Source organism: Streptomyces sp. NPDC055400 (genome assembly GCF_053644375.1).
The window spans coordinates 425,474-446,649 of sequence record NZ_JBSHLM010000001.1 but is presented as its reverse complement, the minus strand read 5'-3'; the positions used below and the strand labels follow the sequence as shown (position 1 = coordinate 446,649).

Below are 21,176 nucleotides of genomic sequence, written 5' to 3'. Positions count from 1 at the left end.
GTCACGTCAGTGCTCCTTGACCAGCTCGGCGTACGGCCCGCCGGCGGCGACGAGCGCCTCGTGCCGGCCGCGCTCGACGATCTGGCCGTGGTCGAGGACGACGATCTCGTCGCTGTCGCGCACCGTGCTGAGGCGGTGCGCGATCACCACGCAGGCGCAGCCGCGGCGCCGCAGATTGTCGATGATGAGCTGTTCCGTCTCGGCGTCGAGGGCGCTGGTCACCTCGTCGAGCACGAGGATGCTCGGCCGGCGCACCAGGGCCCGCGCGATCTCCAGGCGCTGGCGCTGACCGCCGGAGAAGTTCCGCCCGTCCTGCTCGACCCGGCCCTGGATGCCGCCGGGCCTGCGTGCGATGACGTCGTAGAGCGCCGCGTCCTTGAGGGCGTCGACGACGGCCTCGTCCGGGATCGACGGGTCCCACAGGGCGACGTTGTCACGGACCGTGCCCTCGAAGAGGAACACGTCCTGGTCGACGAAGGACACCGACGCCGACAGGGCGCCCCGCGGAATGTCCTCCAGACGCTGCCCGTCGATGCGGATCGTGCCCTCCCACGGGCTGTAGAGCCCGGAGATCAGCCGCGACACCGTCGACTTGCCGCTGCCCGAGCCGCCGACGAGCGCCACCTGCTGACCGGGTCCGACCGCCAGCGAGAAGCCCGTCAGGAGCGGCTTGTCCAGCGGGCTGTAGCCGAACGTGATGTCGTCGAGGGTGACGTGTCCCTTGAGGCGGCGCGTGCTCGCCGCCGCGTCGGGCCGCGTGTACAGGGCGTCCGCCGGGAAGCTCTCCACGTCCTTGAGGCGCGCCACGTCGGCGGCGAAGTCCTGGATGCGTCCCGCGACACCGTTGAGGCGGGTGATCGGCGCGGTGAACCGAGTGACGAGCGCCTGGAACGCCACGAGCAGACCCACCGACAGATGCCCCTCGACCGCGCGCAGGCCGCCGATCCACAGGATCAGGGCGCTGTTGAGCGTCGCCAGGGTCGGCGCCACCATGCCGAGCCACGCGCTCGGCACCCCGAGCCGCTGCTGCTCCTCCAGCGTGGTCGCGTGCTGCCCCGCCCAGCGCCGGAAGTACCCGTTCTCGCCGCCCGTCGCCTTCATCGTCTCGATGAGCTGCAGACCGGTGTACGAGGTGTTGGTGAGCCGCGCCGTGTCCGCGCGCAGCTTCTGCGTGCGGGTGGCCCGCAGCCGGATCACGATCCGCATCGCGACGACGTTCCCGAGCGCGATGCCCACCCCGACGAGCGTGAGCTGCGGGTCGTACGTCCACAGCAGCGCCGCGTACAGGAGGACCACGACGCCGTCGACGCCGGCCGCGGTCAGGTCACGCGCGAGCGTTTCGGAGACCGCGTCGTTCGACTGGAGGCGCTGCACCAGATCGGCCGGACTGCGCTGCGCGAAGAACGTCACCGGCAGCCGCAGCAGATGGCCGAAGAACCGGGCGCTGCTCAGCGTCGACGCGATGACGCGCCCGCGCAGCAGGTTGGCCTGCTGGAGCCAGGTGAGCACGGCCGTGAGCGCCACCATCGCGCCCATCGACGTGAACAGCGCGCCGAGGAGCGAGGTCTGCTCACCGATCAGGAACATGTCGATGTACGTGCGGCTCAGCGCGGGCAGCGCCGCGCCGACGGCGACGAGCAGGAGGCTGGCGAGCAGCGCCGCGAGCATCGTGCCCGTCGTACCGCGAAGGCGCGCGGGCAGCGCCCGCAGGACGCCGGGCCTGCGCCCGCCCGGGCGGAAGTCGTCGCCGGGTTCGAGGACGAGGACGACGCCCGTGAAACTGGTGTCGAAGTCCTCGGAGGGCACGAACCTGCGGCCCTTGTCCGGGTCGTTGATGTGCACGCCGCGCCGCCCGAAGCGCCGGCCCATGCCGTCGTAGACGACGTAGTGGTTGAACTCCCAGAACAGGATGGCGGGCGCCTCGACCTCCGCGAGCGCGGCCGGCTCCATCTGCATGCCGCGCGCGGTCATCCCGTAACTGCGGGCCGCCTTCAGGAGGTTGCTGGCCCGCGAGCCGTCGCGCGAGACGCCGCACGCGATGCGCAGTTCCTCCAGCGGGACGTGGCGGCCGTGGTGCGCCAGGACCATCGCGAGGGACGCGGCGCCGCACTCGACGGCCTCCATCTGGAGGACGGTGGGCGTGCGGACGGTGCGGTGGCGGCGCCGCGGCGGCTTCGGCGCGGGGCGCGCGCGGCGGCGGCCGTGTCCGGCCGGGGGCAGCTGCTGCTGGACTGCGGGGGAGGGGCTCACGGGAGCAGCCAATCGATCGGGCGCTGCTCGGCGAGGTGCACGGCGCCGGAGGCGGGGGTCATCGAGTCGAGCGCGTACGGGGGTCCGCCCTTGGACGACCACGCGTAACCCGACTTGGTGGAGGGCGACGCGACGAGCTTCACGAGGACCGCGACCGCAGGGCCGCCCTTCGTGAACTGCGTGGCCAGTTCCTTGTCACCGAGGAACGCCTCGACCCGCTGACTGCTCTGCGCGCCGCGCCCGACCGCCTGCACCCGGCCGCGCAGCATGCCGTACTGCTGGGACGGCGCCGACTGGACGGTGAGGTCGACGTCCGCTCCGACGGGCACGGTGCCCGCGCGGTCCGCGGGGACGTACAGCATCGCGAGGAGGGGGTCCTTGGCGCCGGTCTTCTCGACGGTCGCCACGTCGGAGCCGGTGGTGACGACCGCGCCGATCCGGGCGACGAGCGTGGTGACGCGGCCCGCGTCGACGGTCCGCACATAGCGGTCGCCCTGCGGTGTACTGACCTTGAGGAGCGGGGAGTTCGCGGCGAGGCGCTGCCCCTCCTTGGCGAGCACGCCCGTGACCTGGCCGGTGACGGGGCTCTGGAGGACGTAACTGCCCTGCGCGTGGGTGAGGACGCCGGGGACCCGCAGCGTCGAGGAGAGCGACCCGGTCACCGCCCACACGGACGCGGCCGCCATCACGACGAGGGTCACGGCCAGCGCGAGTACGCCCTGGGGCCTGGCGAGCCGCACGGGAAGGTCGAGTTCCTCGGGCGACTGCAGTTTGGACAGGGCCTGTTGACGGAACTGCACGACGTACTTCCCTTACCTGTCTTCCTGTCCGGCGAGGTGCCGGGAGTGCCCAAGGGCCCCGGAACCGGGGGGAGGTTCCGGGGCCCTGGCAGAGCCGTGGCTCAGAGACCAGCGGTCAGGCCGGAGGCGAGACCGGTGACGGCGGCGGTGTTGACGCCGGTCAGGCCCTCGACGGTGCCCGTCAGGCCGGCGACGGTGCCGGAGACCGGGGCGATCGAGTCGGCCGTGCCGGTCAGGTTGGCGGCGAGGCCGCCCACGAGGCCGCCCGACACGTTGTCGAGGTCGGCGTCGGAGATCTCAAGGGTCTGAACCTGGGGGGTGGAGTTCATGGTGAGCTGCCCTTCTCATTGGTAATTACCAGAATGCGTGAATCACTTGCGTAACTCCCGCAGTGCGGAGGATCAAAGCACGCGGACGCCTCGCACATCCAATCGGAAGGTCCCCGGTCAGAGGCTGTGTGGGCACGTAATTACCGCCGCGTGCAGGAGTGTTCACGTCGTGGGAGCAGACCCTTCACAGGATCCACAGGTCCGAATTTCCGAGCGGGCTCCATGAATTTCTGCAAAATGGACACTCCCGCATTTTTGGCCGGGCCCACATTTGAGGGTTGTGCGCATTCACAGCACACCGTGACCGGACTGCGCATTCGGTGTGCAGGTTTGCTGGAGGGGTGCGCGGGAGTGCAGGGGGGTTGTCTCCCGGGCCTCGGCGTGAACAATGGGGCGATGCTCGAGTTGTCGCAGGACACAGGCGTGACGCTGCCCGGCGGTGCGGGGGCGGTGCGGTTCGGGATGACGCCCGACGAGGTGCTCTCCCGGCTCACCGGGGGCGCGATCACGCGCAGGCGGCAGTGCATGACACTGACGCGCGAGCAGTACCCGGAGCTGCGGCACGCGCACGACGCCTGGCTCAGCGGGCTCCTCCACGAACCGGACTGGGCCTTCGAGGCGGAGTTCGACGGCGTCACGCTCGGCTTCAGGGGCGGCGGCCCCGGCGCTGCGGACCGGCTGTCACGGATCGACGTCACCACCACGGTCCCCGCCCCCGCGACGCCGGTCGCCTGGGAGGACATAGACCTCTTCGGCTACCCGGCGGCCGAGGTCGCCGAGGCCCTGCCCGAGGCCACGCGGCTGCCGGACGGCCCGGCGGCGGGGGCGGGCCGGACCGCCACCGGCCTGGTCGTCGAGACCGCGGGACTGCGCCTGTCGCTGCTGACGCCTCCGTCCGCCGGTCAGCGGGTCGTGCTGCTCGGGCCCGACGCCCGGTCCTGGCAGGCGTGTTGCGACGGCGCGTGGGAGTGCGCGAAGGAAGGGGACGCGCTCACCGGGATCATGCGGTGACCTGACGGCGGCCGGTCCGCGGGCCCCGGAATCCGCCCGCCCCGCGGCTTCGGGACCCCGCGTGCTACAGCGGCAGCGCGCAGACGGCGATCGGTGCGGCGAACGCGGGACCCGCCGCCTGGGTGAGCCCGCCGCCGCAGTGGTCGACGTGGAAGACGGTCACGGATCCCGACTTCTGGTTCGCGGCGAACAGGAGCCGCTCGTCCGGCGAGAAGGCGATCTGGCGCGGGAAGTCGCCGCCGACGGGCACCGTGTCGAGCAGGCGCAGCCGCGCGCCGTCCGCCTCGATCGCGTACCGGGTCAGGCTGTTGTGCCCGCGGTTGGCGAGGTAGGCGAAGCCGCCCTCGGCCGTGACCAGGATCTGCGCCGGGTAGCTGGTGCCTGGACCGGTGCCGGTGGACCGGGGTTCGCCGGGCGTGAGGCGTCCCGTCCCCGGGTCGTACGCGCAGACGACCACGGTGTTGTCCACCTCGTTGGCGAGGTACGCGAAGCGGCCGCCCGGGTGGAACGTGAGGTGGCGGGGGCCCGCGCCCGGGCGCAGGGACGCGTACGACACCTGCGTGAGCGTCCCGGCCGTCGTGTCGAGGCGGTACGTGTAGACGGTGTCGTTGCCCAGGTCGACGGCGAGCACGTGCCGCCCGTCCGGGGACGTGATGATCTGGTGCGCGTGCGGGCCCTCCTGGCCGGGGCCGGGCGCGGGAGTCGAGTGGGTGACGAGAGCGGTGCGTTCACCGAGTGCGCCGGAGTCGGCGACGGGGTGCACGGCGACGCTGCCCGAAAGGTAGTTGGCGCTCAGCAGCCACCGGCCGCCCGGGTGCACCGACAGATGGCAGGGGCCCGCGCCGCCCGTGCTCTGCCGGCCGAGCACACGCCGGTCCCCGAGCCGGACCGCCGTCACACCGCCGTCCTGCGCCTCGTCGACGGCGTACAGGGTGTGGCCGCGCGGATGCACCGCCAGATACGAGGGGTCGGCCACTCCGTCGATCGTGCCGGTCCCGGTGATGCGGCCCGTGCCCGCGTCGTACGTGGCGAGCCCGATGCCGCTGCCACCGCCGTCCTGGGAGGTGTACGTACCGAGGTACAGGGGCCGTCCCGCGCGCGGCGGGCGCGCCTGCACGGGACCCGCCGCCGCCGTGACGGCACCGCCGGCCGCGACGGCCGCGATCCCGCCGAGGAAGCGGCGGCGGCCGGTGCTGCTGCTCATTCCTGGTACCTCCGGGGTCAGAGTGACGTGGCTCCTACCCTGGTGCGTGCCCCTTCAACTGGCAAGAGACGCAACTACGGTTGCACTCTGTGCAACGCGCCTCAGCGGTCGAGCTCCTTGTGCGCGCTCTCCGGCAGCCGCAGGTACACCACGGACGACACGAGGCAGAGCACGGCCACGTACCAGGGGAAGAGCCCGGCGTGCCCCGTCTCCTTGAACAGCGTGCCGACATAGGGAGCCGTCCCGCCGAAGACGGCGACGGTGAGCGAGTACGGGAACCCGATGCCCGCCGCGCGCACCCGCGCGGGGAACACCTCGGCGTTGACGGCGGCCGAGATCGACGTGAAGCCGGTGAGCAGCACCATCCCCGCGCACTGCACCAGGAGCAGCGAGGCGAACGAGCTGCCGAGCGAGCGCAGCAGCGGCACGCTGAGCAGCGCGAAGCCCAGGCCGAAGAAGAGGAGCAGCGGCTTGCGCCCGAACCGGTCCGAGAGCATTCCGCCGACCGGCTGGAGCAGGGCGAAGAAGGCCAGTGCGACGGTCCCCGCGACGAGGGCGTCCGCCTTGTCGATGCCCGCGTTCAGCTCCGCGTACGTGGGCAGATAGGACGTCCACGTGTAGTAGGCGAGCGTGCCGCCCGCGGTGATGCCGCAGATCAGGAGCGACTCGCGCGGGTGATGGCGCAGCGCGTCGAAGAGTCCGGGCCGCTCGGCCGCGCGCCGCTCGGCACTGCGCGTCTCGTACGCGCCGCGCCGGATCCAGAAGCCGACCAGGCTGAGGAGCGCTCCGAGGACGAACGGCACGCGCCAGCCCCAGCCGTCCATCTGCCCGTCGCCGAGCGTGCCCACCAGCGCCGCCGCGACACCGGACGCCGCGAGCTGTCCGGCGGACGTCGACACGTACTGGAAGGACGAGAACAGTCCGCGCCGCCCCGGGCCCGCCGACTCCACGAGGAAGGTGGTCGAGGCCGCGAACTCGCCCCCGACGGAGAGGCCTTGGAGCAGCCGCGCGAGGACGAGCACCACGGGCGCGAGGACGCCCGCGGCCGCGTAGGTCGGGGTGAGTCCGACGAGCAGGCTGCTGCCGCCCATCAGCAGGATGGTCACGGTCAGCGCGGCCCGGCGGCCGTGCCGGTCGGCGACCGCTCCCATGAGGAGCCCGCCGACCGGCCGCATGAAGAACCCGACGGCGAACACCGCGAACGTGGAGAGCAGCGGTACGAGAGAGTTGCCCGAGCCCTTGGGGAACACCTGGCCCGCGATGTACGTGGCCAGGAAGGTGTAGGCGTACCAGTCGTACCACTCGACGGCGTTGCCGACGGAGGCGGCGAGGAGCTGGCGCAGCGGGCGGCGCGGGGGAGCGGTGTTCAGGGGCCCGGCCGCCGGATCCGAAGGGTCGGAGGGGCCGGACGGGACCGAAGGGGAGGGGGACGGGCGATCTGTCATGATCGCGACCATCCCCCGAACCCCGCCGTCCCACACCTCAGGTCTTGCGGCCCGAGGTCACGGTCAGCCCTTGCGGTACGAGATCACCGTCGTCGTCACCAGACACGGCGAGGGCGGCACCATCTCCACCCGCAGCGTGCCGCTTGCCGTGTCGTAGTCGACGCCCTCGGCCTCGAACGTGCCCGAGCAGATGCTGCGTTGCGGGATCGCGAACGCGGCCGTGACGTGCCCGGTGACCGGCGAGCCGTCCAGCGGGCGGTCCAGGGCGACCTCCAGGACCTCCTTCGTCGAGCCGTCGGACGAACACACCAGATGTGTGGCGTCGGTGAAGTCGCAGCCCTGGATGTTGTCGACCGGCTTGTCGAGAGTGATCTGCCCGGCCTGCGGGAGATTCGCGCCGGGCGCGGGCGCCGACGGGTTGAGCACGGGTGCCGGGAAGACCTGGAGCCGGTTCATGGTGCCCCACTCGCCGGCCACCAGCCACTGCCCGCCGGGCGACACGGACGCGAACGAGTTGTTGAGCAACTCACCCTGATCCAGGGCGTGTTCGTACGTCGTGCGCTGTCCGTCGGGGGCTGTCACCGCGAACATCTTCTTCGTCGCGCCGTCGCCGCCCTGGTACGCGTCGAACGTGTAGCCCTGCGCCACGTCCGGGTCGCCTATGTGCGACCAGCCCGCCGTGCGCAGATCGAGCGGTACGGAAGCGAGGCCCCGGTACACCAGCGAGCCGTCGGCGTGGCTCGCCAGGCCCTGGCCGCCGGTGAGTGAACTCACCCGCGCGGTACCGGTCTCGGTCCAGGTGGGCGCGGCCACCGCCGTGCCCGCGCCGAGCGCGAGGGCGCCCAGGGTCGCGGCCAGAGTGAGGAGTTGGCGTCTCGTCCGTCGTTGCGTGGGGGGTTTCATCGCGGCCTCCGCCGGTCGAAGATCGGGTCGCGGACCAGGCTGCCCTACGATCGGCGCATGAGGCTGACGATTCTCGGCGGTGGCGGATTTCGGGTGCCCTTGGTGTACGGAGCGCTGCTCGGCGACCACGCGCCGGGCCGCGTCACCGAGGTCACGCTGCACGACACCGACCCGGACCGGCTGCGGGCCGTCACCGGCGTACTGGCGGAACAAGCCACCGGCGTCCCCGACGCGCCCGCCGTGCACGCCACCACCGACCTCGACGAGGCGCTGCGCGGCGCCGACTTCGTGTTCTCCGCGATCCGCGTCGGCGGCCTCGCGGGCCGCGCCGCGGACGAGCGGGTCGCCCTCGCCGAGGGAGTGCTCGGCCAGGAGACCGTCGGCGCCGGCGGCATCGCGTACGGCCTGCGGACCGTGCCCGTCGCCGTCGACATCGCGCGCCGCGTCAGGCAACTCGCGCCCGACGCCTGGGTCATCAACTTCACCAACCCGGCGGGCCTGGTCACCGAGGCCATGTCACGGCACCTCGGCGACCGCGTCATCGGCATCTGCGACTCGCCCGTCGGACTCGGCCGCCGCGTGGCGCGCGTCCTCGGCGCCGACCCGGGCGAGGCCTGGATCGACTACGTCGGCCTCAACCACCTCGGCTGGCTGCGCGGACTCGAGGTGAACGGCCGCGACGAGCTCCCGCGCCTGCTCGCCGACGAGAAGCTGCTCGGCTCCTTCGAGGAAGGCCGCCTCTTCGGCACGGACTGGCTCCGCTCCCTCGGCGCGATCCCCAACGAGTACCTGCACTACTACTACTTCAATCGCGAGACCGTCCGCGCCTACCAGGAGGCCGACCGCACCCGCGGCGCGTTCCTGCTCGACCAGCAGGCCGCCTTCTACGCCGACCCGTCGTACGCCAGTTGGGACCGCACCCGCGCCGAGCGCGAGGCCACGTACATGGCGCACAACCGCGAGGCGTCCGGCGCGGGCGAGCGGGACGCGGCCGACCTGGAGGAGTCGGGCGGCTACGAGAAGGTGGCGCTCGCCCTGATGCGCGCCATCGCCCGCGACGAGCGCGCGACGCTGATCCTCAACGTGCGCGGACGCGGCGCCCTGCCGTCCCTCGACGACGACGCCGTGGTCGAGATCCCCTGCCTGGTCGACGCCAACGGCGCGCACCCCGTCAGCGTGGCGCCGCTGCCCGGCCACGCCACGGGCCTCGTCTCCTCGGTCAAGGCCGTCGAGCGCGAGGTGCTCGAAGCGGCCGGGAGCGGCTCGCGCGCCGCCGCCGTCAAGGCCTTCGCCCTGCACCCCCTCGTCGACTCCGTGACCGTGGCCCGCCGCCTCCTGGAGGGATACACGGCGGCCCACCCCGGCCTCGCCTACCTGACCCGCTAGGGCGTGTCCGGCGGATCAGGGCCGGGTAGGTCGCGGCGAGGTGCCGTGTCAGGCGTCGCGACCCCATCCGTGATCCGCCGGACACCCCCGAGTAGAGGAGCCCGTATGCACGACGAACTCCGCCGCATCGAGCAGCGCGTCGCCCGCGTCCACGACCAGCGCGTCAAGCCGGCCGTCCACGGCGCCCGGGTCCCGCTCGCCCTCCAGGCCTGGCACGCGCCCGGCGAGCCCGTCCCCTTCGCCGAGGCGAAGTCGGCCGCGTACAAGCCGTTCGGTGTCGGCACCCCGTGGGGGCCGCCCTGGGGCACCACCTGGTTCTCGGCGCAGGGAACGGTCCCCGCCGAGTGGGCGGGCCGCCGCGTCGAGGCCGTCTTCGACCTGGGCTTCGTCAACGACTGGCCCGGCAACCAGGCGGAGGCCCTCGTCCACCTCCCCGACGGCCGCCCCCTCAAGGCCGTCAACCCGCAGAACCAGTACGTGCCCGTGGCCCGCCCCGCGCAGGGCGGCGAAGAGGTCGACTACCTCATCGAGGCCGCCTCCAACCCGGACATCCTCGCCGACCGCTTCGCCCGCCCCACCCCGCTCGGCGACCCGCGCACGGCGGGCGACCAGCCCCTCTACACCTTCAGGAGCGCCGACCTCGCGATCCTCGAAGAGGACGTCTTCCACCTCTCGCTGGACCTCCAGGTCCTGCGCGAGCTGATGCTGGAGCTGAGCGAACACGAGCCGCGCCGCCACGAGATCGCGCACACGCTCGAAGCGGCGCTCGACACCCTCGACCTCGACGACGTCTCCGGCACGGCCGCCGCCGCCCGCGCCGTCCTCGCCCCCGCCCTCGCGAAGCCGGCGCACGCGGGCGCGCACACCCTCTCCTCCGTCGGCCACGCGCACATCGACTCGGCCTGGCTGTGGCCGGTCCGCGAGACCAAGCGCAAGACGTCCCGCACCTTCTCGAACGTGACGGCGCTCGCGGACGAGTACGACGAGTTCGTCTTCGCCTGCTCGCAGGCCCAGCAGTACGAGTGGGTCAAGGACAACTACCCGCACGTGTGGGACCGCATCAAGGAGGCCGTCGCCAAGGGCCAGTGGGCGCCCGTCGGCGGGATGTGGGTCGAGTCCGACGGCAACCTGCCCGGCGGCGAGGCCATCGCCCGCCAGCTCGTCCACGGCAAGCGCTTCTTCATCGAGCACTTCGGCGTCGAGACGAAGGGCGTGTGGCTGCCCGACTCGTTCGGTTACAACGCCGCCTACCCGCAGCTCGCCACGCTCGCCGGGAACGAGTGGTTCCTCACGCAGAAGCTGTCCTGGAACCAGACCAACAAGCTGCCCCACCACTCCTTCTGGTGGGAAGGCATCGACGGCACGCGGATCTTCACCCACTTCCCGCCGGTCGACACCTACAACGTCGAGTTCTCCGGCAGGGAGATGGCGCACGCCGTCCGCAACTACCAGGACAAGGGGCGGGGCACCCGCTCCCTCGCGCCCTTCGGGCACGGCGACGGTGGCGGCGGACCCACCCGCGAGATGCTGGAGCGCGCCCGCCGCCTGGCCGACCTGGAGGGCTCCGCGAAGGTCAGGGTCGAGCACCCGGACGCCTTCTTCGCCGAGGCGAGCAAGGAGATCCCCGAGGACCAGGTGTGGTCGGGCGAGCTCTATCTGGAGCTGCACCGCGCCACCTACACCTCGCAGGCCCGTACCAAGCAGGGCAACCGCCGCAGCGAACACCTCCTGCGCGAGGCCGAGTTGTGGGCCACGGCCGCGGCTCTGCGCGCGCCGGGGTACGCGTACCCGTACGAGAAGCTCGACCGGCTGTGGAAGACGGTGCTCCTGCACCAGTTCCACGACATCCTGCCCGGGTCGTCCATCGCCTGGGTGCACCGCGAGGCCGAGGCGGAGTACGCGCGCGTGGCGGCCGAACTCGAAGCGATCACGGCGGAGGCGGTCGGTGCGCTGGGGGGTGGCGAGGGTGGGCCGCACGTGTTCAACACCAGCCCGTACGCCCGTACCGAAGTGATCCGCACCCCGGCCGGGGACCTGGCCCGCACCCATGTGCCCGCAGGCGGGTCGGCGCCTGTGGCCCCCGCCGCCCCCGACCACCCCGTCACCGTCACGGACGGCCGCACGCTCGACAACGGGCTCGTGCGCGTCGTCATCGGCCCCGACGGGACGCTGGCCTCCGTGTACGACCTGACCGCGGAACGCGAGGTCCTCGCCGGCCCCGGCAACCTGCTCCGCCTCCACAGCGACCTGCCCAACTACTGGGACGCCTGGGACATCGACAAGCACTACAAGAACCACTACCGCGACCTCCTCGACGCCGAGTCCGTGACGGTGACGGAGGACGGGCCGCTGCGTGCCGCCGTCCGTGTGGAGCGCGCCTTCGGCAAGGGCTCCCGCATCACGCAGACCGTCACCCTGCGCGCGGGCAGCAAGCGCGTCGACGTCGAGACCGAGATCGACTGGCACGAGACCGAGAAGATCCTCAAGGCCGCGTTCCCGGTCGACGTCCGCGCCGACCACTCCAGCGCCGAGATCCAGTTCGGCCACGTCAAGCGCCCCACGCACACCAACACCAGCTGGGAGGCGGCCCGCTTCGAGGTGTACGGCCACCGCTGGGTCCACATCGGCGAACCCGGCTACGGCGTCGCGGTCCTCAACGACTCCACGTACGGCCATGACGTCTCGCGCACGACCCGCGACGACGGCGGCACGACCACCACCGTCCGCCTCTCACTGGTGCGGGCCCCGCGAGTCCCCGACCCGGAGGCCGACCAGGGCGCGCACCGCTTCACCTACTCCCTGCTGCCCGGCGCGAGCATCGCCGACGCGGTCGCCGAGGGGTACGCCCTCAACCTGCCGCTACGGGTGGCCGGTTCGGGCGGTGCGCCGGAGCCGGTGGTGTCGGTGGACGGGGTCGGCCTGACGGTGGAGGCGGTGAAGCTCGCCGACGACGGCTCGGGCGATGTCGTCGTACGGCTCTACGAGTCCCTCGGCGGCCGGGCGGCGGGCACCCTGCGCACGGGCTTCCCGCTCGGCGGCGTCCAGGTCACCGATCTCCTGGAGCGGCCGCTCGCGCAGCAGCCGGAACAGGTGCGGATGCCGGCGGACGGCGGTGACGCGGTGCGGGTGGCGCTGCGGCCGTTCCAGATCGTGACGCTGCGGCTCGCGGTGGGCGGCCGGGGCTGAAGCCGTCGGTGGGGAAGGCCGGTTGAGCTTCCCCACCGATCCCGGCTCCATGATTGTTTCTGACGCATACAGCGAATTTTCATGCAAGAGTCATCACCCCTTCCCCTCTGACCGGTCCTCTTGGAACACTCTGCTCGCTTCTGTCCCCACACACCCAAGAGGCCCCACACCCATGCCTGAACTCAACCGGCGGCGTTTCCTGCAGATAGCGGGCGCGACCGCGGGCTTCACCGCCCTGTCGAACAGCATCGACCGCGCCGCCGCCATTCCGGCCGCCCGCGTCAAGGGAACCGTCCAGGACATCGAGCACATCGTCGTCCTGATGCAGGAGAACCGGTCCTTCGACCACTACTTCGGCACAATGAAGGGCGTCCGCGGCTTCGGCGACCCGCGGCCGGTGACGCTCCCCAGCGGCAAGCCCGTGTGGAACCAGGCGAGCGGTGCCAAGGAGATCCTGCCCTACCACCCCGACGCGGCGGACCTGGGCATGCAGTTCATCGCGGGCCTCGACCACGACTGGGCCGGCGGCCACAGCGCGTTCAACAACGGCAAGTACGACAACTGGATCGCCGCCAAGGGCACGGGCACGATGGCGTATCTGACGCGCCAGGACATCCCGTTCCACTACGCGCTCGCCGACAAATTCACGGTGTGCGACGACTACCACTGCTCGTTCATGGGGGCCACCGACCCCAACCGCTACTACATGCTGTCGGGCCACGTCGGCAACGACGGCACCGGCGGCGGACCCGTCCTCGGCAACCAGGAGGCCGGCTACGGCTGGACCACGTACGCCGAGCGCCTGGAGAAGGCCGGGGTCTCCTGGAAGGTCTACCAGGACATCGGCGACGGCCTCGACGCCGCGGGCAGCTGGGGCTGGATCGACGACGCCTACCGCGGCAACTACGGCGACAACTCGCTCCTCTACTTCAACAACTACCGCAACGCCAAGCCGGGCGACCCCCTCTACGACAAGGCCCGCACCGGCACGAACGCCAAGGCGGGCGACGGCTACTTCGACGTCCTGAAGGCCGACGTCAAGGCCGGGAAGCTCCCCAAGATCTCCTGGATCGCGGCGCCCGAGGCGTTCTCCGAACACCCCAACTGGCCTGCGAACTACGGTGCTTGGTACATCTCGCAGGTCCTCGACGCGCTCACGTCCAACCCGGACGTGTGGAGCAGGACGGCGCTGTTCATCACGTACGACGAGAACGACGGCTACTTCGACCACGTGGTGCCGCCGTACGCCCCGGCCTCCGCGAACCAGGGCCTGTCCACCGCCGACACCACCCTCGACTACTTCAAGGGCAACGCGAGCTACTCGGCGGGCCCCTACGGCCTCGGGCAGCGCGTCCCCATGATCGTCGTCTCGCCGTGGTCCACGGGCGGCTACGTCTGCTCCGAGACGCTCGACCACACCTCGATCCTGCGGTTCATGGAGAAGCGCTTCGGCGTCAAGGAGACCAACATCTCGCCGTGGCGCCGCGCGATCTGCGGCGACCTCTCCACCGCATTCGACTTCTCCCTCACGAACACGACTCCGGCGCAACTGCCCAGCACCGCCGGGTACCTGCCGCCGGACCACGACCGGCACAGCAGCTACGTGCCGAAGCCGCCGGCCAGCCCCGTGCTGCCCAAGCAGGAGTCGGGCTCCCGGCCCGCGCGCCCGCTGCCGTACGCGCCCTACGTCGACGGGGTCTCCACGCCGTCGACCGGCAAGTTCCAGCTCACGTTCAGCGGCGGGCCCTCCGCGGGCGCGGCGTTCCAGGTGAGGTCGCAGAACCGGACCGACGGCCCCTGGACGTACTCCACCGAGGCCGGCAAGTCGATCTCGGACGCCTGGAACTCGGCCTACTCCGCCGGGAAGTACGACCTCACGGTGCACGGCCCGAACGGGTTCCTGCGCGCCTTCAAGGGCACCAACACGGTCGCCGAGCCCGGGCTCACCGCCCGCCACGACGCGAGCACGGGCAACCTCACGCTCACGCTGACGAACCCCACCGGCGCCGACGTCCACCTCACCGTGACCAACGCCTACGGCGGACAGCCGCAGACGTACACGGTGCGGGCCGGTGCCACCGTCACGCAGACCGTCGACCTGCGCGCGACCCAGCGCTGGTACGACCTGAAGGTGACCGCCGACAGCGACAGCACGTACCTGCGCCGCCTCGCCGGCCATGTCGAGAACGGACAGGCCGGCGTGAGCGATCCCGGGATCCTCACGGTGTGACCCCATAGCGGCTTCGACCTCGAAGACCTCGAAGCGCTCGAAAATCGCGCCGCCGCCCGTTCCGTGCCGGTTCGGGCGGCGGCGTACGTCACATCTGTCCGGCCTGGATGCCATCACAGCATGGCGCGATAGTGTGCCCGGGTGACGACGCATTCGAACACCCCGGCAGGCTGGTACCCCGACCCCCAGGGCGCGCCCCAGACCCTGCGGTGGTGGGACGGCGCGCAGTGGACCGAGCACACCAGCCCGGTGCAGCAGCCCGCGGGCCAGCAGGTCCCGCAGCAGGCGCAGCGGCAGCCTCAACAGCAGCACGTGCAGCAGCCGGTCCAGGGCCAGTTCGCGCAGCAGCAGAACGCGGCCGGCCCGTACGGGCAGCAGGTCCCGCAGCAGCAACAACAGCAGTACGTCGACCCCGCCAAGGTGCAGCGCCAGGTGCAGCACCAGGCCGGTGTCGCGCCCACCGCGCAGGGCGGCGGCAGCCTCTTCACCGAGCCGGTCCTGGTGGTGAACCAGAAGGCCAAGCTGATCGAGCTGACGAACGAGTACACCGTCATGGATCAGAACGGCGCGCAGATCGGCTCCGTCGTCCAGGTCGGCCAGAGCACCCTCAAGAAGGTCGCGCGCTTCGTCTCCAGCCTCGACCAGTTCATGACCCACAAGCTGGAGATCCGCGACGCGTACGGGCAGCCGCAGCTCGTCATGACGCGGCCCGCGAAGTTCATGAAGTCGCGTGTCGTCGTGGAGCGCCCGGACGGCTCGCCGGTCGGTGAGATCGTCCAGCAGAACATGATCGGCAAGATCAACTTCGGGATCAACGTGAACGGTCAGCAGATCGGCGCCATCAAGGCCGAGAACTGGCGGGCCTGGAACTTCTCGATCGTCGACCACGCCGACAACGAGGTCGCCCGCATCACGAAGACGTGGGAGGGACTCGCCAAGACGATGTTCACGACTGCGGACAACTACGTCCTCCAGATCCACTACCAGCTGCCCGAGCCGCTCCTGAGCCTCGTCGTGGCGACCGCCCTCACGGTGGACACCGCCCTCAAGCAGGACGCGCGCGGCTTCGGCTGACCGGGCCGGCGCCCGGCGGGTGCCGGTTCACCGCGACGCGGGCTGCTCCAGGCCCGCCTGCTCGTCCGCCCCGGCCGTCGTCCCGTGCGCGGCCGGGACCCGCGGTCCGCCCGCCCGGCGCGCGGCCGGGACCAGCAGCGCCGCGAGCGCGGCGGCGAGGCACAGCGCCGCGAGCAGCGTGAAGCCGTGGGTGTACCCGGAGGCGTAGGGGAGTCCCGACGCCTGGAGATGCCCCGTGACCAGGCTGCTCATCACGGCGGCGCCGATCGAGCCGCCGATGGTGCGGATGTTGGCGTTCATGCCGGTGGCCGCGCCGGTCTGCGCCGCCGGGACGCTCTGCACGATCAGGTTCGCCATGGAGGCGAACGCGAGCCCGATGCCGAGCCCGAACACGCCTGCCGCAAGGGCGACTTGCCACTGCTCGGAGTGCCAGGCGGCGAGCATCGCGCAGGAGACCGCACCCAGCGCGGCGCCGGTGGTGAGCAGCGCCTTCGCCCCTACGGCGGGTTCGAGCCGGCCGCTGAGCACCCCGGCGAGGAACATCGCCACGAGCATGGGGAGCATCAACAGCCCCGCGCCCGTCACGCTCGCCCCGAAGCCGTACCCGGCGGACGACGGCGTCTGGGCGAACCCGGGCAGGAACGACCACACCGCGTACATCCCCGCGCCGAAGAGCAGCGCGGCCGTGTTCGTCGTCCACACGGCGGGCAGCCGCATGACGCGCAGGTCGATCAGCGGGCTCGCGGAGCGCGCCTCGGCGAGGACCCATGCGGCGAAGAGGACCACGGCGGCGGCCAGCAGACCGACGACCTTGATCGATGCCCAGCCCCAGGACGTGGCCTGGCTGATGGGCAGCAGCAGGGCGACGAGCCAGCCGGAGAGCAGCACGGAGCCGAGCCAGTTCACGCGTCCCGTGCCGCGGGTCGGCGACTCGGGAACGTAGCGGTACGCGATCAGCGCCGTCACCGCGACGACGGCCGCGGGCAGCCAGAACAGCCAGCGGTAGTCGAGCGCGCCCACGATCGGCCCGGCCGCGACCATGCCCACACCGCCGCCCGCCGCGATGACGGCGGACAGGTTGCTGATGCTGGGGCTGACCCGGTGGCCGGGGAACTCGTCGCGGATGATGCCGAACGACAGAGGGAAGAGCGCGCCGCCGATGCCCTGGACGACGCGGGCGACGATGAGCACGGTGATGCTCGGGGCGAGGGCCGCGAGCACACAGCCCACGGTCAGCGCGACGAGCGCGGCGACCATGGTGCGCTTCTTGCCGACGAGGTCGCCGACCCGGCCGAGTATGGGCGTGAAGACCGAGGCGGACAGCAGATAGGCGGTCATGACCCAGGTCGAGGTGGCCTGGCTGGTGTGCAGCGCGTGCTGGACGGTGGGCAGGGCCGGGGCGACCAGCGACTGCATCATCGAGAACACGCCGGCACCCGTCGCGAGGACCGCGAAGGTGAGGCGGTTGGAGCTTCTGGGCGCCGGGCTCGGCGCCTCGGGATCCCGGGACATGGGATTCCGGGCCGTGCGAGGGGACGTCGTGCGATTCCGGTTCAAGGCGGTGTCTCTCTGAACGGAAGGTGGCCGGGCACACCGGCGTGACCTGCGGCAAGGGCCGCGGTCCGCCGGCGGGCGCGAGCTGGGAGGATGGTGGGATCCGGCCGTTTCGGCCGGTCTGACCGCAGCACTGTGCCGCGGGGCGCGGGGTGCGCCGACTGCTAAAGTGGAGGCACCCCTCGACTTGGACAACGATAGCGGAGGGTTGCCTCCGGTACAACCTCGGCAGCCCGCGCTGCCTCACCCCGGGAGTGGCACGCATGACGGACAGGGAACTCGTCGGCGGGATCGTCGCGGCCCAGCGCCCGCGCCGCGCGGACGCGCGCCGCAACTTCGACGCGCTCCTCGCCGCGGCCCGCGACGCGTTCGCCGAGAAGGGCGCGGAGGCGTCGCTCGAGGACATCGCCCGCAAGGCCGGCGTCGGCATCGGCACGCTGTACCGCAACTTCCCCACGCGCAGGCACCTTTTCGAGACGGTCTACGCGGAAGAGGTCGACGCCCTGTGCCGGCTCGCCGACGAACTCGCGGACGCCCCGCCGTGGGACGGGCTCGTCACGTGGCTGCGCCGGTTCGTGGACTACACCGTCACCAAGCGCGCCATCAGGGACGCCCTCAGCGGTGAGTCGGACATCTTCCTCTCCTGCCGCCGCGCCATGATCGACGCCGGCGAACCGCTGCTGCTGCGCGCGCAGGCCGCCGGGGAGGTCCGCGAGGACATGTCCTTCGACGACCTGCTCCGCCTGATCTCCGGCGTCACCGGCGCGGCCTACGTGGACACCGAGCAGCGCGACCGGGTCTTCGGCATCACGCTCGACGGGATGAGGACGCGTCCCGCGCCTCGCAAGGCGTGACGCGGGACCCGTAAAGCGGATCGCGTCATGGGGAGGCCGTGAAGGGGTCGCCCTCAGGACGCCTGGAGTGCGCCCGGTTCCGGCTGGGGCGGGATCGACGGCAGGATGACCACCGTGCCCGGCAGTACGGGCATCGGCGGAAGGCTCTGCAGGCCCGGCAGCCCGGGCAGGCTCGCGACCGGACCCGGCTCCGTCGCGCGGGGCGGCAGCTCGGGCAGCGGTTCCGCCGCCGTGAGCGACGGCTGCGGCCGAGCCTGCGGAGTCTCCTGGATCTCCGGTGTCTCCGGTGACGTGCGCGTGAGGAGCAGGACGCCGCGGGCCGCGAGCGTCGCCCCCGCCGCGGTGAGCAGAATCCCCGTGATCCCGCCCTGGAGCCGCTCGCCGAGCAGCGTGACGCCGATGATCGCCGCGGCCACCGGGTTGGAGAGGGTGACCATCGCGAGCGGGGCGCCGAGGCCACCGCGGTAGGCGACCTGGGACAGGAGCAGGCCGCCCGCCGCGAACGCCGCGATCAGCAGCGCCACGACGAACACCTTGACGCTGAGCAGCGGCCCCGTCCGGTCGGTGACCGCGACGGTCACGGTCTGGGCGAGCGCCGAGGCGATGCCCGAGGCGAGACCGGAGGCCGTCGCGTGCCGCAGCCCCGGCTTCGCGCCGCGCCGCGACAGGAGACCGATCAGGGCGGCCGTCGCGCCGGCGACGGCGAGCGCCTCACCGAGGCTGAGCGTGTCGTCGGGGGCCGGGCCCGAGGCCGTGAGCAGGAGCGCGCCGAGCCCGGCGAGCGTGAGCGCGGTGCCGCGCCATTCGACGGACAGGACGCGCCGCCCGGCCAGCCGCGCCCCGAGCGGCACGGCCGCGACGAGCGTCAGCGCGCCGAGGGGCTGAACGAGGGTGAGGGGGCCGTACTTGAGGGCCGCCACATGCAGGAGCGCGGCGGACGCGTTGAGCAGGACCGACCCCCACCAGGCGCCGGTGCCGAGCAGGCCGAGGACGCCCGAGTCGGACCCCTCGGTGCGTGACGCGAGGCGTTCCTGGGCGACGGCGGCAGCGGCGTAGGCGACGGCCGAGACGAGGGAGAGTGCGACGGCGAGGAGGGTGGCGTTCACCGGTGTGCTCCTGACGCCGTGAGGACCGTGCGCCCCTCACGTGCCGCTCCCGAGGTGACCGACGCGACCGGCGCGTCGACGGCGGACGCGGAGCCCGCCGTCACCGACACCGGGATGCGCGCGAGCACTTCGGACGCGGAGAGGGAGCCGCCGCGCTGATGCCCCGGGGTCCAGGGGGCGGGGATCGCCGCGCCCATGGTCGGCGCGGTCGCCGAGAACGAGGCCGCGGCGCGCGGGGCGGGCACCAGGCGCCGGCCGGTGGAACGACCGGGCTTCGCGGCCTGGCCGGTGCCGGGCAGCCGGATCACCGCGAGCGCGATGCCCAGGAGAGCCGTCGCCACGATCGCGTCCAGCCAGTAGTGGTTCGCCGTGCCGACGACGACGAACAGGGTGAGCGCCGGGTGCAGCAGCCACAGCCAGCGCAGTCGGGAGCGGGTCGCGGCGATCAGGCCGACGGCGACCATCAGGGCCCAGCCGAAGTGCAGGGACGGCATCGCGGCGAACTGGTTCGCCATCGAGTCGGTCTGCGGCGTCGCGCCGTAGACGGTCGGCCCGTACACCTGCCCGGTGTCCACGAGGTGCGCGGCGGCCAGCATCCGCGGCGGGGCCAGCGGGAAGGTGAGATGCAGCACAAGGGCCGCCGCGGTGAGGGCGGCCAGTACCCGGCGCGTCCATATGTAGTGCCGGGGCCTGCGCAGATACAGCCAGATCAGGAAGGCGGCCGTCGCCGGGAAGTGCACCGTCGCGTAGTACGTGTTCGCGATGTGGACGAGGCCGTCGCTGTGCAGCAGGGCATGCTGCACGGCGCCCTCGCCCGGCAGACGGACGGCGCGTTCGAGGTCCCACACGCGGTGCGCGTTGTGGAACGCCTCGCCGGTGTGGCCATTGGCCAGTTGCCTGCCGAACTTGTAGACGAGGAACAGTCCGACGACCAGCAGGAGCTCCCGGACCAGGGGCGGGCGGGCGACGACATCCGGCTGGTGGCCGACGGCGTCCGTCTCGCGGCCGGCTGTGTCCGGCTCCGGTTCGGCAGGCTCGGTAAGGGAATTCATCCCCCGGCCCCTTTTCATGACGACTGGGTGGTGCGGTGATGCGGAGGTGAGCACGGCGTGAACCGCGCTCATCGATACGCCAGTGTACCGAAACGCTGGCGTACCGGTACACTGGCGTATCGATAGCGAAGACCTCGAGGAGAAGAGCCATGGAGTCCCAGGAGCAGGCAGGCACATCAGTGACCACTTCGCGCCGCTCCAAGATCACTCCGGAGCGCGAGCGGGAGTTCTACGACGCGGTCCTCGACCAGCTCCGCGAGAACGGCTACGAGGCGCTCACCATGGAGGGCGTCGCGGCCCAGGCGTGCTGCAGCAAGTCCACGCTCTACCGGCAGTGGAAGACGAAGCCGCAGCTCGTGGCCGCCGCACTGCGGGCGGGACGCTGCGTGAAGTTCGCCAGTGTCGACACGGGTACGTTCGCCGGGGACCTGCGCTCGGCCGCTCGCGCGGCGGCGCAGCAGGCCGGACGCGACACCCAGCTCGTCCAGGCCCTCGGTCACGCGGTCCTCAGCGACGAGGAACTCCAGGGGGCGCTGCGCGAGGCCCTGGTCGAGCCTGAGCTGGCCGCGCTCGGGGCGATGGTCGACAGGGCCGTGGCACGCGGCGAGATCGCCGCGGACCATCCGGCCGTCGAGTTCCTGGCCGCCCAGCTGCTCGGGGTGCAGCGCATCCGCCCGGTCCTGGAGGGCCGGTACGCGGACGCGGACTACCTCACCCGCTTCGTCGACGCCGTGGTGCTGCCCGCACTCGGCCTGAGCGAAGCCACCTGAACGGGAGGCCGCCGTCTGTCGG

General features: G+C 72.0%; 16 protein-coding genes. 7 read left to right on the top strand and 9 right to left on the bottom strand.

What is annotated here, in order from left to right; all coding sequences use genetic code 11:
- Positions 1-6: 6 nt before the first annotated feature.
- From ACWIGU_RS01890 to ACWIGU_RS01880, 3 genes are all read right to left on the bottom strand, one after another.
- Positions 7-2,262, bottom strand: a complete 2,256-nt coding sequence (locus ACWIGU_RS01890) for an NHLP family bacteriocin export ABC transporter peptidase/permease/ATPase subunit (protein ID WP_454396384.1) — start codon at positions 2,260-2,262, stop codon at positions 7-9.
- On the bottom strand, positions 2,247-3,050 hold the full coding sequence (locus ACWIGU_RS01885; RefSeq protein ID WP_326773294.1) for an HlyD family efflux transporter periplasmic adaptor subunit: 804 nt from the start codon (positions 3,048-3,050) through the stop codon (positions 2,247-2,249). The genes ACWIGU_RS01890 and ACWIGU_RS01885 overlap by 16 nt, the downstream gene beginning before the upstream one ends.
- 101 nt (positions 3,051-3,151) lie before the next feature.
- Entirely contained in the window at positions 3,152-3,379 is a 228-nt protein-coding gene (locus tag ACWIGU_RS01880; RefSeq protein WP_454396382.1) for a type A2 lantipeptide, read from the bottom strand.
- A gap of 396 nt (positions 3,380-3,775) precedes the next feature.
- Between ACWIGU_RS01880 and ACWIGU_RS01875 the strand changes: the two genes are divergently transcribed.
- Entirely contained in the window at positions 3,776-4,390 is a 615-nt protein-coding gene (locus ACWIGU_RS01875) for a hypothetical protein (protein WP_454396380.1), read from the top strand.
- A 64-nt stretch (positions 4,391-4,454) separates the two neighbouring features.
- On the opposite strand, the gene ACWIGU_RS01870 is transcribed toward ACWIGU_RS01875, so the two are convergent.
- The 3 genes from ACWIGU_RS01870 to ACWIGU_RS01860 all read right to left on the bottom strand — a co-directional run bounded on the left by ACWIGU_RS01870 (position 4,455) and on the right by ACWIGU_RS01860 (position 7,942).
- Entirely contained in the window at positions 4,455-5,594 is a 1,140-nt protein-coding gene (locus ACWIGU_RS01870; protein ID WP_454396378.1) for a lactonase family protein, read from the bottom strand.
- A 101-nt stretch (positions 5,595-5,695) separates the two neighbouring features.
- On the bottom strand, positions 5,696-7,039 hold the full coding sequence (locus ACWIGU_RS01865) for an MFS transporter (protein WP_454396376.1): 1,344 nt from the start codon (positions 7,037-7,039) through the stop codon (positions 5,696-5,698).
- 63 nt (positions 7,040-7,102) lie between these two features.
- Positions 7,103-7,942, bottom strand: a complete 840-nt coding sequence (locus ACWIGU_RS01860) for a hypothetical protein (protein WP_454396374.1) — start codon at positions 7,940-7,942, stop codon at positions 7,103-7,105.
- 57 nt (positions 7,943-7,999) lie between these two features.
- Here ACWIGU_RS01860 and ACWIGU_RS01855 point away from each other — a divergent pair, with 57 nt between their 5' ends.
- The 4 genes from ACWIGU_RS01855 to ACWIGU_RS01840 all read left to right on the top strand — a co-directional run bounded on the left by ACWIGU_RS01855 (position 8,000) and on the right by ACWIGU_RS01840 (position 15,818).
- A complete protein-coding gene (locus tag ACWIGU_RS01855) occupies positions 8,000-9,328 on the top strand; it encodes a 6-phospho-beta-glucosidase (RefSeq protein WP_454396372.1) in 1,329 nt (442 codons plus the stop codon).
- 105 nt (positions 9,329-9,433) lie between these two features.
- Positions 9,434-12,514, top strand: coding sequence for an alpha-mannosidase (locus ACWIGU_RS01850; protein ID WP_454396370.1), 3,081 nt, complete (start codon positions 9,434-9,436; stop codon positions 12,512-12,514).
- A 172-nt stretch (positions 12,515-12,686) separates the two neighbouring features.
- Entirely contained in the window at positions 12,687-14,744 is a 2,058-nt protein-coding gene (locus ACWIGU_RS01845; protein WP_454396368.1) for a phosphocholine-specific phospholipase C, read from the top strand.
- Between the two features lie 141 nt (positions 14,745-14,885).
- Complete coding sequence (locus tag ACWIGU_RS01840) at positions 14,886-15,818, top strand: phospholipid scramblase-related protein (RefSeq protein WP_454396366.1); 933 nt, start codon at positions 14,886-14,888, stop codon at positions 15,816-15,818.
- A gap of 27 nt (positions 15,819-15,845) precedes the next feature.
- Here ACWIGU_RS01840 and ACWIGU_RS01835 read toward each other — a convergent pair whose 3' ends face one another.
- Complete coding sequence (locus ACWIGU_RS01835) at positions 15,846-17,330, bottom strand: MFS transporter (protein ID WP_454396364.1); 1,485 nt, start codon at positions 17,328-17,330, stop codon at positions 15,846-15,848.
- A gap of 305 nt (positions 17,331-17,635) precedes the next feature.
- Between ACWIGU_RS01835 and ACWIGU_RS01830 the strand changes: the two genes are divergently transcribed.
- Positions 17,636-18,226, top strand: coding sequence for a TetR/AcrR family transcriptional regulator (locus ACWIGU_RS01830; protein WP_454396362.1), 591 nt, complete (start codon positions 17,636-17,638; stop codon positions 18,224-18,226).
- Positions 18,227-18,279: 53 nt separating this feature from the next.
- On the opposite strand, the gene ACWIGU_RS01825 is transcribed toward ACWIGU_RS01830, so the two are convergent.
- Entirely contained in the window at positions 18,280-19,332 is a 1,053-nt protein-coding gene (locus tag ACWIGU_RS01825; protein WP_454396360.1) for a hypothetical protein, read from the bottom strand.
- On the bottom strand, positions 19,329-20,384 hold the full coding sequence (locus ACWIGU_RS01820; protein ID WP_454396358.1) for a phosphatase PAP2 family protein: 1,056 nt from the start codon (positions 20,382-20,384) through the stop codon (positions 19,329-19,331). Before ACWIGU_RS01820 ends, ACWIGU_RS01825 begins: the two co-directional genes overlap by 4 nt.
- 149 nt (positions 20,385-20,533) lie before the next feature.
- Between ACWIGU_RS01820 and ACWIGU_RS01815 the strand changes: the two genes are divergently transcribed.
- On the top strand, positions 20,534-21,154 hold the full coding sequence (locus ACWIGU_RS01815) for a TetR/AcrR family transcriptional regulator (protein ID WP_100591641.1): 621 nt from the start codon (positions 20,534-20,536) through the stop codon (positions 21,152-21,154).
- The last annotated feature ends 22 nt before the right edge of the window (positions 21,155-21,176 follow it).